This window comes from Streptosporangium sandarakinum, assembly GCF_050942225.1.
Classification (GTDB): Bacteria; Actinomycetota; Actinomycetes; order Streptosporangiales; family Streptosporangiaceae; genus Streptosporangium; species Streptosporangium nondiastaticum.
The window spans coordinates 4,141,018-4,153,500 of sequence record NZ_CP192034.1; the positions used below are offsets into that span (position 1 = coordinate 4,141,018).

Here is a 12,483-nt window from a genome sequence, read left to right on the forward strand (position 1 = left end):
ACGGCCTGCGCTGACCTCATGTGCCGCGTCCAGTACCCCAACCTTCGCACCCTCGCCGCCGGCGACCACATCCGCTTCGTCTGCGGCCACGACGACGCCCTCACCCGCGTCAAGCGCGTCACCCGCTACCGGACCTTCGAGGACCTTCTCGACTCCGAAGGCCCCGAGCGGGTCAACCCGGCCAGCCCGCGCGATCAGCAGCTGGCCAACATCCGCCGCATCTACGGCCCCGGAAAGGGAGCCCTCGGCGTCCTGGCGATCGAGATCGAGCTGGTCGGCGAACCCACCACCTGATCCCCAGGCACCGCGCGTCAGACTGCGCACGAGGGCGGAGTGCGCCTCCCGCCCTCGTGCGCACGGTCATCGTGCGCACGGTCACGTGGGCTCGGCGTAGGGGTTTACCTCGGCGTAGGCGTCGTCGGCCTCGGTGGGGTCGAAGCCTTCCTCCCACTGGCTGGAGGAAGGCCAGTTGTCCGGGCCGCCCACCCGGACCCCCTGGTTTCAGCGAGGTTCGGCGACGTTCCAGGCGTGCAGATCGGGTGCCCCGCGTTCTGGCGCCTCAGGACCACCGGGGCCGATTCCCAAGCGGGCTTCCTGATCCACGCGGCCATCATGTTCACCAGGATCGGCGGCGCCCCCATCCACCCACCCGTTCGCAACCCTCCTTGACCTGCGGCGGAGGCTTATCGTTCAATTTCGGCCGGATAGTCCCAAGACCCCACAACCGGAGCGTCGCTGGCCTTATGCGACCAGCAGACATTCACCTGAAACGATCACGAACCGCCGGGCGCAGCATGACCATCCGCCCGACCGGGATCAGCAGCGTCCTCGCCGCCCCAGGCCGGCTCGGGAACAACACCCCCGCCCCACCGATCCAGATCGCAGGCGGCCAGTCGATCTCGCCCACCAAGGCCGTCGACGATATCACCAGCACCCAGGGCAAACCCGTCAGCGTGTCCGTCCTGGTCAACGACACCGCGACCGCACCGGTGATCAGCAACGTCGCTACTCCCGGCCACGGCACCGCGACCATCTCCGGCAACACCGTGGTCTACACGCCCGGCCCCGGCCTCGTCGGCAGCGACGCCTTCACCTACACCATCACCACCGCCTGCGGGACCGCCACCGCCACGGTGGAGGAGGCTTCCGCCCGCACCGCCACCGAGCACGATCGGGCCAATCCCCATTATCTGGGGTAGGCGAGCGAACGCGCTGGTCAGGGGCTCGGGGAGATGTAAGGCATGTCAGCCACGTAGGAGTTCCCCGAGTTGTGCTTCTCGATCCTCGCGGGTGCGTTGGAGGGCTTGGCGGAGGCGTTCGGCGGGGACTTCGAACGCTGTGAAGTGGTGGGGATTGCCGTACTGGTAGGGCCCGTACATCGGGGGCCGCCAGTCGCCGTCGACCATGGCTCCGCGCTGGAGCACGCCCCGGTCGAAGAACGGCGCGGGTGCCCAGCGGCCCCGGTCCGGCCGGTCCGGATCGCTCCCCCAGGCTGGCTCGCCGCTCATCTTGTCCTCGGCCCGTCCGGTGAGCTCCCAGCCCCGGTAGGTGTCGGGGTGCCACCCGAGGGCGGCGGCGATCTGGGCGCGGTTCTTGCCCACTCGGACGCGCAGGTGCACGGTCCGACGGTGCGCTGCGTACGCTCCCACCGTTCGTTCAGGGCGAAGTCTGGAGCACGGCACGTCCCTTACGTGGCTGACGTGACGGAACAACCCTTGGATATCCGTAAGCCACGTGCGCACCACCCCACATGCCTTACGTGCCTGACGCCTCACGGCGACCCCAGATGACACCGGCTTCACGATCCCGATGAGCGCGGCGGCGAGCGCCTCGGTCGGCCAGCAGCGACCTCGGTGATGTCCGTCATGTCGGGCTGCCAATCGTGGATGCTGCCGGGGTCTCTCGGCTCGACCAGTGCGGCATCCGACGCTGATCGGATCGTGCGGTCGATCATGATCGTGTTCGACTTTTGATCGTTTCGCGCCGAACGAGGAGTTGCGAGCTCAAGGCCGACCCGACGGCGACGAGGACGACGATACTGATCAAGGCAAGCGACGTCGTCGCGGCCTCTCGGGGCAATAGATTCATCTCGTTCCGGAAGATTTCGCCAGCGCCGTGGAAGGCGAAAGCAGTCGCGCCACAGCCGAAGACGAGCCCGGCGACACCGACGACAGCAATGACGATCTTGCCGACGTTCACCGGCATGAACCGCGCGAGACTGGCGCACACCAAGCCAGCCAGAACGACATCGGCAACGCTGAGCACGACGGCGCCCTCGAGATGCTCGAATTCCCCCCACGTTTTGCCGGCATCGGGAAGTCCGGCGACGGCGAGTGCCGTGATGACCGCCAACGCTGTCATGACCCCCATCAGCGCGGCAACTGCGACCGGCTGCCGCTTCTTCGGCCAGGCCGGCAGGATCTTGGTGTCGTGCCGCAGATGGACGGTGTTTGCGGGCTGCTCACCTGCCATGTCTCCTGCCATGGCCAGTGCTTCGTCGACCGTCGGCCTGCCGCCCGGGTCCTTGTCCAGCAGTCGGGTGATGAGCCGCGTGAGCGGCCCGGCTCGTTGCGGCGCTGGCGCCTCCTCCAGGAGCACCGCGGCCAAAGTCGCTTCCTGGGTATCACGGCGGAACGGCGAGAACCCCTCGACGGCTTGGTAAAGAGTCACGCCGAGGGAGAACAGATCCCCGGCGGGAAGGCCGTCAATGCCGCGCAACCGCTCGGGTGCCATGTACTCCGCCGAGCCGATGAACATCCCGGTGGCGGTCAGCGCGGAGTCAGTGTGGTGGATCGCTGTCCCGAAGTCGGTGAGCAGGACCTTCCCGTTCTCGGAGAGCATGACGTTGGCCGGTTTGATGTCGCGGTGCACGACACCTTCCCGGTGCGCTGCGCCGACTGCCGTCAGCAGTGCCACAGCGACTGCGATGACCCTGTCCACCGGAAGAGGGCCGTGCTGCTTGATGTGCTCGCTCAGCGAGCAGCCGTCGATCAGTTCCATGACGATCCAGGGAAGGCCGTCATCGATGACGACGTCGTGAATCGCGACGATGCCGTCGTGTTTGCGCAACCGTGCGGCATTGCGGGCCTCGCGCGTGGCCCGCGCCAGCCGCTCGGCTCGTTCGGTTCCCGGCATCTCCGGCGGCAGTCGCAGTTCCTTGATTGCAACGTCTACGTCGAGAGTCTCGTCGTGAGCCCGCCAGACCCGCCCGAAACCACCGGATCCCAGTTCGGTGGCAAGCCTGTAGCGCCTGCCGACCACGTCACCGGCCAGCCTCGAAGTCATGCCCCGTCTCCCGCCATCGCGCTTGGCCCGAACAGTTGATCAGGGTACAAGTCACCATCATGGTCAGTGGGGTTGCCCTCAGCAGCGGCTGCGAGGGTTTTGCGGACGACGCCGACGGAGACCTTCACTGTCCCGTGCCGCCTTCGCCCGGCGATTCACCCATCTGGTCGGCCAGCCGCCGCTCACCTACCTGACATGGTGGCGGATGACCACCGCCGCCCGGCTTCTGCGCGCCTCCGACGCCCCCGTCAACACGATCGCCCAACAGGCCGGCCACAGCTCGCAGTACACCTTCACCCATGCCTTCAAACGCCAGTACGGGTCACCGCCCGGCAGTTACCGGCACCACGCCGGCTGAAGCACAACACCCGCGCGTCCGGGGCCGACGTGGACGCCCCCGCCGGCGGCCGAAGGCGTTGCACGCCGACCGGGGCATGATCGCCTCGCCTTCGACGATGCCGCTCAGTCATCGGTGGTGTCCTTTGAGCGGGTTCGGCGGTGACGACGGTCGAGCCAGACGGAGAGTACGGCGCCCAGCAGAGCGAAGGCGGGGAGAAGCGAGCCGAGGATCATGCCGAGCACAGACGGTGTGCCGCCGTCGCCGGTGAGGGCGTGGGCAAGGACGTCCTGGAGCACGATCGCGAAGAGCAGCCCTCCGATCAGCCCGAGGACGCCGATCCCGGCGGTGCGCATGGCGGTTTCCCTCTCGGTTGTCGCGCTCGTGCCGCTCGTCATTCGCCTCCGGATTCGCCCCTGGGAGTGGTGGATGGCCGGATGCCGCGCGCACGCTGGAGCGCGAGTGCGACTCCTCCCGCGGCCGTGCCCCAGACGGCGTTGATCAACAGGGCGGGCACGATCGCGATCGGATTCGCCAGCGGGCCGTCGAGGTGTCCGTCGATGATCGGGGACAGGATGCCGCTGAGGACGATGGAGAGCACGCCGTAAGCCAACCCGGCGAACAGGAGGGTCGGTACGGGTGCGGGGTTCGCGCTCAGCCCGACGACCGCGATCCAGACGATCGAGATGACGACGGTGAGGATGATCGGGACCGCTGGCCGGTTCTCGATGCCGAGCCCGGATTCGGCGATGCGGACGAGGGGGCGGATCAGCGCGAGGGCGCCGAGCCCGATGATCAGACGCCAGTTCAGGGCGCGGATGTTGGTCATGACGACGACGCTACGAATGCGCGCGTCGCCGGTCATCGGCCCTGACGCTCGGCCCGGATCGCTTCTCGGCGTGACACGAGTACGTCAGAAAGCGACATCGGGATGGTCCCGGCAGCGCATGCCCGGATTCGGTCCCGGCTCCTACCCTGGACGGGTGACGGAGTGGCACGGGGATGACGGTGCGGGGCGGGTCGCGCCCCGGGTTCTTGATGTGCTGCTCGCCGTGGTGGTCGCGGTCGTGTTGTCGGCGATCATCGCCGTGTCCCGGGCCGGCGGCGACGCGCCCGCGAACGTGATTGCCTACGTGTTCGCCCTGGGGTTCGGTGCGGTCCTTCTCCTGCGGCGCCAGATGCCGGCCCCGGTGGTCGTGCTCAGCGTGCTGGGGACGTTCGCGTACTACACGCTGGGATATCCGCCGATCGGCGTTGCCCTTCCGGTTGTGGCGGCACTGTACTCGGCCGCCGAACTCGGGGCGACCCGATGGGCGGCCGGAGCGGCGGCGGTCGTGTTCGTCGTCTCGCTGTACTTCCGGGTCCGCGACGACCCGCAACCCGTCGGGTATGTGCTCGGGACCGACTCGGTGTCCAACGTCGCGCTCATGGCGGTGGCGATCGCCCTCGGCTACGGCATCCGGGCACGCCGCCTGCGCGCCGCGCAGCAGAGGCGGATCGACCGGCTCATCCGGGAGCAGTCGGCACGAGAGGCTGAGCTGCGGGTACAGAGTGAGCGGGAGAGCATCTCCCGCGAGTTGCACGACACGCTGGGGCACGCGCTCTCGGTCATCGCACTGCACGCGAGCGTCGGCAGCGAGGCCGTCGGCCGGGACGACCGGGCCGTCGTGGCCGCTCTCGACCGAGTCCGGGAGCAGAGCACCGCCTCGTTGCGGGAGCTGCGGTCGATGCTTCGCCTCCTGCGCGCCGGTGCCGACAACGACGGGACACGCCACGTCCGCTCGCTCGCCGACGTGCAGGCGATCATCGATGAGGCGAAGGCCGCGGGAGTCGACGTCACCGCCGACATCGACGTCGCCGTCCACGACCTGCCCGCTGCCGTTGACGCCGCCGCCTACCGGGTCATCCAGGAGTCACTCACCAACATCCTCCGGCACGCTCATGCGACGACGGCGCGGGTGAACGCCGTCATGGAGGCCGGCCTGCTGCGCATCACCGTCGCCGACGACGGCCGTGGTACGGCCGGAGGCGACCGAACGGGTGGGTACGGCATCACCGGCATGACCGAGCGAGTGCGTCTGCTCGGCGGCTCCCTCTCCACCCGCAGCGCACCAGGCGCCGGGTTCACCATCGAGGCCACGATCCCCGCGAGGCTGGCATCGTGATCCGCATCGTGCTGGTCGACGACCAGGAGCTCGTACGCACAGGCCTGCGGTCGCTGGCCGAGTACGACGGCGACATCGAGGTCGTCGCCGAAGCCGCGGACGGGCAGGCGGGCCTCGATGTCATCCGCCGGCACCGCCCCGATGTCGTGCTCATGGACATCCGTATGCCTCGCCTCGACGGCATCACCGCCACCGAGCGGATCGCGGCGGACCCCGGCCTCGGCGACGTGCGTGTCGTCGTGCTGACGACCTTCGACGAGGATGAGAACGTGCTGGCCGCCATCCGTGCGGGAGCGGCGGGGTATCTGCTCAAGGACGTGGCCCCCGGCGATCTGCGCGCGGCGATCCGCGTCGTCGCCGCGGGCGGGTCACTGCTTTCACCGGCGATCACCACCAAGGTCATGGGGCACCTCAGTGCCCGCCTCGGCACGCGGGTACGCCCCGAGCTGCTGGACGCGCTCACCGAAAGGGAGCGCGACGTGCTGGCCGGGATCGGCCGAGGCGAGTCGAACGACGAGATCGGCGCCAGCCTGCACATCAGCCCCGCCGCCGCCCGCACCTACGTCAGCAGGCTCCTGGCCAAACTCGGGGCCCGTGACCGCGCCCAACTCGTCGTCCTCAGCTACGAATCCGGACTCGTCACCCCCGGCGGCCCGGCGGAGTAGTGAACACCACGCTGCCGCACCTCCCATCGACGGCGGGCTGCACCCCCGTCGCGGCGATATGTACCGTGGCGATCACTCCTCTGCTCGACCCGCTCCCCCGGCTTCGGGAACGCATGACGGCGGCCACCGCGACCGACAGGATGCCCCCCTTGCACCCTTCACGTTGATCTGAGCGAATCGAAGTACTACGACGAAGCGGCCGTCTGTTGTCACATGGATCTCACCCGTGCCGGCGCCAGGCCTGGGAGCGCTTCGTCAGGTCGACCTGTTGCGACTGGTCGATGTCACTGCGTGATGGTTCGCACCGGATGTGACCCGGGCGCATGCTTGCGCGCTGCTGCTGTCTCCACCGGCGGGACACGCGGCGCGCACCGTGCCGGTGGTGACCGACGACGCCGGTGGTCTTGCTGACACCTCGTGGCCCATCCACTGACACCCACTGGCAAAAGCCCGGGACGACTTTGCGGCACTCCGCAGCCGAGCGAGGACAACACGTTCGGGAGAAGCCCCCGTACCTGGATATTAAGGGTTGCGATAATGGAGCTTATCGAAACCCTCCTTCATTGAACCCATCAACCCTTGTTTCGTTTCGTATCAGAACAAAATCCTATCGTTCGCAAACGAAACGCATCTAGAGGAGCATGTGCGCCTGGGTTTCCCTGGGGAGGTCCGGCGGGACCGGATCGTGGTCGTGGCTTCGCAGTTGAGTTGGCGAGTTCTCGCTGACTTGGCGAGAGAGGTGGCGCATTCTCGCGATCGCTACCGGAGCGGATCGCACAGCGCCGATGCACGCTCGGATGAGCCGGGCCCCGGCGGGTCGCCGGCCGCGCGGGGCGGGCCGCTCGGGTGACCCGCACCGCCGGCCAGGTCCGCGCCAGGAGCGCTGATGCTTTTCTCGGACCTACCGGCCGGCGTCGGTGGCGTCACTGCCTCACCCGGGGCGTCCGGCCCTACCTGCCGCCCGAGATCCGGCCGGCGACTATGCGTCGCGCATCCGTAGGAGCAGCCCGCCGCCCAGGAGCGCCGCGGTGGCCCATGCGGCGAGTACGCTCAGGCCGGCCCATGGGCTGAGGGGGAGGCCGACGAGGTTGGTGGTGGCCTGGATGGCCAGCCCGGCATTCATCGGGGAGATCTGCCAGAGGAGCCGCTGCCAGTCATCGTCGGCGATCATGAGGATGAGGGCGGGGAAGAGGTAGAGCAGGCCGAGCACGACCCCGACGGCGGCGGCGGAGTCGCGTACGGCGGTGGCGACCCCCAGGCTGAACAGGGCGATCAGCACCAGGTAGAGGACCGAGCCGACGGCGGCGCGCAGCATGGGACCGCTGGTGAGGAGGAGCGTTTCGGCGGGGAAGCCGTGGTCGAGCAGGATGCGCCGCGCGGCCAGCGCGGAGGCGAGCACGGCGACGCTCCCGGCGACCAGGGTCAAGCCGACCAGAATGATCGCCTTGGCGGCCAGGACGCCGGTCCGGCGCGGCATGGCGGCCAGGGTGAGGCGGATCATGCCGGTGCCGTATTCGCCGGTGATTGCAGAGACGGCCAGGATGGCGACGACCGCCTGGCTCACCTGGACCCCGAAGAGGCCGATCTTGGCGGGGTCGTAGCCGCAGCCGCGCGGGACACAGGACACGACGGCGGAGGCCGCGACGCTGACGGCGACGGTCAGCACCACGATCGTGAGCAGCAGCCAGCCGGTGCCGGCCAGGGTACGGAGTTTCGTCCACTCCGCATGCAGGTGCTCTCTCATACGACACCAGGAGAGGTTCCGATGATGATGTCTCATGCGTCCCTCCTGCGGAGTTGAAGGACGGCCAAGCAGAGAGCGAGCGCGGCATAGCCGGCCGGCACGGTCAGACCGGCCCATGGCGGCAGCGGGTAGAACCCGGCGATGGGCGCGTAGTGGCCGAGCACGTGCGCGTACTGCGGGATGCTCTGCTGCGTGGCGAAGCCGGCCGCCGGGGTGAGGCGCAGCAGCCATTGCGCGGCGCTGTCGGGCAGGACCGAGGTGGTTGCGAGGACGTGCGGGACCACGATCAGCGCGGTGGCGGTGATGACCGCCGTCACGCCGCGTCGCAGCAGCGCGCCGAGGGCGAGGGAGAGCACGGCGGCGAGCGCGAACAGCGTCGCCATGCCGACCACGATGCGCACCTGGGTGAGCGGGGACACCGGGAGGACGGCGTTGCCGTTGTCGCGCAGAATCCGCCCGCCGGCCGTGAACGTGATCGCGGTGGCGGGCAGGGCGGCGGCGAAGGTGACCAGGCCGAGCGCCAGCGCCTTGGCCGCCAGCATCCGGCCGCGGCGCGGGCCGGCCAGCAGGGTGATGCGGATCAGGCCGTGCCGGTACTCGGCGGTGATGAACATGACCGCCACCACGATCACCAGGACCAGGCCGGTCAGCGCGCTGCTGAGCGGACGTTCGGGGGTCGGGCCCTCGATGGCCGGCGCGATGTCGCCGACACCGGTTACGGAGAAGGTGCCGCCGGACTCGCTGGCACGGCCCGGGTGATGCTCGGCCCCGTCGGGCGCGACGGTGACGCCGATGTCGTCGTTGCGCCACGCGCCGGATGTGTTGCCCTGGAGCTTGACCTGGTCGAACTCGCCGGTGGCTTCGGTGAAGCGGGACGCCGCGACGGACCCGCCGAGATCTCCCTGCGTGACTGTGAGGTCGCCCGGGGAGGTGGCGAACAGTCCCATTTGGATGGTCTGCGGTAGTCCGGCCAGGGTCGCGGTGCCGATCGGGGTCCAGTTCGTGCCGTCGGCGGATTCGTACCCGGTGAGGGTGTCGCCGGAGCGGGTCAGCCGGAGCCAGCGCGGCGATTGCGGGGAGACGCCGCCCGCCCGGCCGGCCACGTCGTGGGTGAAGTTGTGCTGCATCCGCACCCCGTGCTCACCGGTCATCATCACCGCCGCGTAGGCAGAGCCCTGCCTGGTGCTCTCCTTGATCATGACTCCGGCCTTCGCCCACGGCACGAGGCCGGGAACCACGTTGCGCTGTCCCGGGGTGACATCGGGCTTACGGATCTGGCCGGTCATGGAGGTGAGGCGGACGGTGATGCCGCCGTCCCCGGCCAGCGGCCGGTGCACGAAATAGAACTTGTCGTCCACCGCTTCGCCGCCCGGACCCACCGGAGGCGGGGGGCAGGCGACCTCGATCGGACCAGAGCCGCACGAGGCGTGGTCGCCGGACGCGGACAGCAGCCCGAGCAACACGGTGACCAGCGCCGCGGCGGTCATGGCGACCATCCAGCCGCGCACCGTCCTGAACTTGGTCCACTCGGCGCGCAGCAACCGCCCGAAGTCCCCGCGTCCGGCCTGCGGTTCGGAGCGGTGCGAGGAGCGGTGTGAAACGGCGCTCATCGTGCCGCTCCCCGGTATTCGGCCGCATCGGCGGTGAGGTCCATGTAGGCCTGCTCCAGCGTCACCCGGTGCGCCGCCACCTCGGAGAACGGCACCCCGTCGGCGTTGAGTGCCGCCACGATGCGCTCCGACGGCAGCCCTGAGACGACGATGGTGTCGCGATCGGTCACGGCCATCGTGGCGCCGGCGTCACCCAGCACGGACATCGCCTCCGAGCGCGCCGCCGTACGCAATGTGACCCGGCCGCGGGAGGCGGTCGTGATGAGGTCGGCCACGCTGGTATCGGCGATGACGCGGCCTTTGCCCACCACCACGAGGTGGTCGGCGGTGTCCTCCAGCTCGCTCATCAGATGGCTGGACACCAGCACGGCCCGCCCCTCACCGGCCAGCGACCGCAGGAAGCCGCGCATCCACACGATGCCCTCGGGATCCAGGCCGTTGACCGGTTCGTCCAGCATGAGCACCGGCGGATCCCCGAGCATCGCGGCCGCGATACCGAGCCGCTGCCGCATGCCCAGCGAGAAGCCGCCCGCCTTGCGCCGGGCTGCGGACCGCATCCCGACCTGTTGGAGCACCTCGTCGACCCGACGGCCGTCCAGGCCCTGGGAGTGGGCCAGCCACAGCAGGTGGTTGCGCGCGGTACGGCTCGGCTGAAGCGCGCCGGCGTCGAGCAACGCGCCGACGTGGGTGAGCGGGTTGGTCAGGCCGGTGTACGGCCGTCCGCCGATCAGCGCGTGGCCCTCGTCGGCCGCATCCAGGCCGAGGATCACCCGCATCGTGGTGGACTTGCCCGCCCCGTTGGGGCCGACGAACCCGGTGACCTGGCCGGGCGGCACGGTGAACGACATGCCGTCCAGCGCCAGGGTCGCGCCGAACCGTTTGCGCAACCCGCTGACTTCGATGCTTGCTTGCATGCGATCGGTTGTACGGACCCGGCCCTAACACGAGCCGAACAGGAGCCGTCACATTGCCGTCAGGGGTGCCGCCGGAGCACGGCGGAAACGCACCGCGCCGGGGCCGCGGACCAGCGGAACCTCAACCCCGTGCGGTCTCGGGAATCGCATCACCACAGGTCATCGCCGGCTGTTCGGCGAACATCTCACCGACGTGGCGGCCGAGATCACCGCCCGGCTGGCCGGACACGGGAGAAGCGTGCGCACGGTGGGATCACCGGTGATCCGGCTGCGTCAGGGGCCGGCCGGCTCTCACGCGTTCACCGGGGACGGGCGGTGTTTCGACGGCCTGGACCACGTCGCGCTGTGTGTGGGCGTCGACAGGCCCGCGACGGCGGCGCGCTCTGGCAGCCCGTCACCATCGAGGCGATGCACGAGTCGGTCGAGCTCATCTGGCACGCCGTGCCCGACGCCGAACGGCGCCGGTTCCTCACTCGCTGGCACCGGAAATTCATCAGCCTGCTGAGCCCGTTGCCCCAGCAGAGGGCCATCCGGCTGCAGCCGGCCGCCGACACGGGACAACTGCGGGTCGTGCGCGGTGTCCGCGGGATAAGGCCCGGTGAATCCCCGCTTCCCGCCTTTCTCGCCTCGACCGGTGCGGGCGACGCCGCGGCCGACGTCGTGGTCAACACGATGCGCCCGGCCGCTCGGCCCGCTGCTCCGGCGTCAGCGCGCTGCGGCCCGATCCGAGTTGAACGCCGTGACGGGCCACGTCACCGCGCTGCTGCTGGCGGACCTCGTCACCGGGCGCGAAGTGCGGGCCAGCCTGCCGGGCCCGCTCGGGCTGCCCGGTGGTCATCCCGTCCGCATCCACGGGCGGAGCCTGGCACTGGATCTGCCCGCGGACATGCCGCCGGCGCGGGCCGTCGCCCTGAACAGCGCGTGGGCGGAACGGGACGGGGTCAGCGTCGGGAGGAACGGGGAGGTCGGGTTCCCCACGCCGGCCTCGCTCGCGATGAGGTCCGAGCTCCCGGACTTCCCGGGCACGGTGTGCGCGAGGGACATCCCGGAGCTCCGCTCACGGCTGCCGGACCTGAGAGACCGCCTGCGACGGGCCCAGGCCGCCCCGGCCGGCCACCGTTGAACGGTCCGCCGTGAGGAACCCGCCGTGGACGAACCGCCGTGCCACAGCCCCGCCCAAGGCGGCCCTCACGCGCCAGGCGCGCCCCCGGATCACGGCCTCCGGCGACAGGTCATTGCAGATCTTGCCGTTGCTCCATCGGGAGATGAACGGCTCGACCATCGCGATCAGCTTGCGGTCGTTGAGCTCGTTGACGGCCCGGGCCGTGTTCTCCAGGCCAGAAGGCGTCGCCGCGTCCTCCAGCGCGATCCGGGTCAGCGTCCTGCCTCCGTCGAAGCCCATGGAGGCGATGGTCTCCGCGTCGTAGGCGGTGAAGCGGTCATCGATCTCGAACGTCGAGCCGGCCAGGCCGGTCCGGTTCATCGATCCGAACACCGACTTGCCGTCCAGCACGCCGAGCAGCAGCAGGTCCTCCAGGATGTCGGCGGTGCCCATCACCCCCGTCACCCCTGGGCGTTCCAGCGCCACACAGAGCCGGTCCAGGAGCGCGCCCCGATCCGCCATGGCCATCGAGTCCCCGCCGGCGCCCTGCGCCCACTGCACGACCCGGACGCGCCGGAGCTGGACGAGGACGACGACGGGGGCCAGCCGGACTAGGCGGTTTCCTCCGGATCAAACCCGTCTGATGCCCCTGATCAAAAGA

15 protein-coding genes are annotated in these 12,483 nt (G+C 69.7%); 7 read left to right on the forward strand and 8 right to left on the reverse strand.

The window, feature by feature from the left end:
- Positions 1 to 18: 18 nt before the first annotated feature.
- Positions 19 to 294, forward strand: coding sequence for a hypothetical protein (locus ACQP10_RS19165; RefSeq protein ID WP_346021359.1), 276 nt, complete (start codon positions 19 to 21; stop codon positions 292 to 294).
- Positions 295 to 794: 500 nt separating this feature from the next.
- Complete coding sequence (locus ACQP10_RS19170) at positions 795 to 1,199, forward strand: Ig-like domain-containing protein (RefSeq protein ID WP_433539390.1); 405 nt, start codon at positions 795 to 797, stop codon at positions 1,197 to 1,199.
- Positions 1,200 to 1,244: 45 nt separating this feature from the next.
- Here the strand turns inward: ACQP10_RS19170 and ACQP10_RS19175 are convergent, their stop codons facing one another.
- Both ACQP10_RS19175 and ACQP10_RS19180 read right to left on the reverse strand, forming a co-directional pair.
- Complete coding sequence (locus ACQP10_RS19175; RefSeq protein ID WP_433539391.1) at positions 1,245 to 1,619, reverse strand: hypothetical protein; 375 nt, start codon at positions 1,617 to 1,619, stop codon at positions 1,245 to 1,247.
- A 331-nt stretch (positions 1,620 to 1,950) separates the two neighbouring features.
- Positions 1,951 to 3,285: a serine/threonine-protein kinase gene (locus tag ACQP10_RS19180; protein ID WP_433539392.1), complete on the reverse strand. Its 1,335-nt coding sequence runs from the start codon at positions 3,283 to 3,285 to the stop codon at positions 1,951 to 1,953.
- Here ACQP10_RS19180 and ACQP10_RS19185 point away from each other — a divergent pair.
- Positions 3,284 to 3,643: a helix-turn-helix transcriptional regulator gene (locus ACQP10_RS19185; RefSeq protein ID WP_346021355.1), complete on the forward strand. Its 360-nt coding sequence runs from the start codon at positions 3,284 to 3,286 to the stop codon at positions 3,641 to 3,643. The two genes, ACQP10_RS19180 and ACQP10_RS19185, sit on opposite strands and share 2 nt — an antisense overlap.
- 104 nt (positions 3,644 to 3,747) lie before the next feature.
- Here the strand turns inward: ACQP10_RS19185 and ACQP10_RS19190 are convergent, their stop codons facing one another.
- Positions 3,748 to 3,978: a hypothetical protein gene (locus tag ACQP10_RS19190; RefSeq protein ID WP_346021354.1), complete on the reverse strand. Its 231-nt coding sequence runs from the start codon at positions 3,976 to 3,978 to the stop codon at positions 3,748 to 3,750.
- A 38-nt stretch (positions 3,979 to 4,016) separates the two neighbouring features.
- The gene (locus tag ACQP10_RS19195; RefSeq protein ID WP_346021353.1) at positions 4,017 to 4,451 is read right to left on the reverse strand and encodes a hypothetical protein; all 435 of its coding nucleotides are present in this window, start codon (positions 4,449 to 4,451) and stop codon (positions 4,017 to 4,019) included.
- Positions 4,452 to 4,605: 154 nt separating this feature from the next.
- Between ACQP10_RS19195 and ACQP10_RS19200 the strand changes: the two genes are divergently transcribed.
- Positions 4,606 to 5,787, forward strand: a complete 1,182-nt coding sequence (locus ACQP10_RS19200; protein WP_346021352.1) for a sensor histidine kinase — start codon at positions 4,606 to 4,608, stop codon at positions 5,785 to 5,787.
- Positions 5,784 to 6,452 (forward strand): response regulator transcription factor, encoded by a 669-nt coding sequence (locus tag ACQP10_RS19205; protein WP_433539393.1) that lies wholly within the window; start codon positions 5,784 to 5,786, stop codon positions 6,450 to 6,452. Before ACQP10_RS19200 ends, ACQP10_RS19205 begins: the two co-directional genes overlap by 4 nt.
- A 979-nt stretch (positions 6,453 to 7,431) precedes the next feature.
- Here the strand turns inward: ACQP10_RS19205 and ACQP10_RS19210 are convergent.
- Genes ACQP10_RS19210 through ACQP10_RS19220 form a run of 3 tightly spaced genes read right to left on the reverse strand, consistent with a single transcriptional unit; the run spans position 7,432 to position 10,720 of the window.
- The gene (locus ACQP10_RS19210; RefSeq protein WP_433539394.1) at positions 7,432 to 8,196 is read right to left on the reverse strand and encodes an ABC transporter permease; all 765 of its coding nucleotides are present in this window, start codon (positions 8,194 to 8,196) and stop codon (positions 7,432 to 7,434) included.
- 32 nt (positions 8,197 to 8,228) lie between these two features.
- A complete protein-coding gene (locus ACQP10_RS19215; protein ID WP_433539395.1) occupies positions 8,229 to 9,806 on the reverse strand; it encodes a hypothetical protein in 1,578 nt (525 codons plus the stop codon).
- Entirely contained in the window at positions 9,803 to 10,720 is a 918-nt protein-coding gene (locus tag ACQP10_RS19220) for an ATP-binding cassette domain-containing protein (RefSeq protein ID WP_346021348.1), read from the reverse strand. Before ACQP10_RS19220 ends, ACQP10_RS19215 begins: the two co-directional genes overlap by 4 nt.
- A gap of 169 nt (positions 10,721 to 10,889) precedes the next feature.
- On the opposite strand from ACQP10_RS19220, the gene ACQP10_RS19225 reads away from it, so the two are divergent.
- Complete coding sequence (locus ACQP10_RS19225; RefSeq protein ID WP_433541918.1) at positions 10,890 to 11,225, forward strand: hypothetical protein; 336 nt, start codon at positions 10,890 to 10,892, stop codon at positions 11,223 to 11,225.
- A 234-nt stretch (positions 11,226 to 11,459) separates the two neighbouring features.
- Positions 11,460 to 11,843: a hypothetical protein gene (locus tag ACQP10_RS19230; protein ID WP_433539396.1), complete on the forward strand. Its 384-nt coding sequence runs from the start codon at positions 11,460 to 11,462 to the stop codon at positions 11,841 to 11,843.
- On the opposite strand, the gene ACQP10_RS19235 is transcribed toward ACQP10_RS19230, so the two are convergent.
- Positions 11,778 to 12,383, reverse strand: a complete 606-nt coding sequence (locus ACQP10_RS19235) for a Cgl0159 family (beta/alpha)8-fold protein (RefSeq protein WP_433539397.1) — start codon at positions 12,381 to 12,383, stop codon at positions 11,778 to 11,780. The two genes, ACQP10_RS19230 and ACQP10_RS19235, sit on opposite strands and share 66 nt — an antisense overlap.
- Positions 12,384 to 12,483 lie beyond the last annotated feature (100 nt).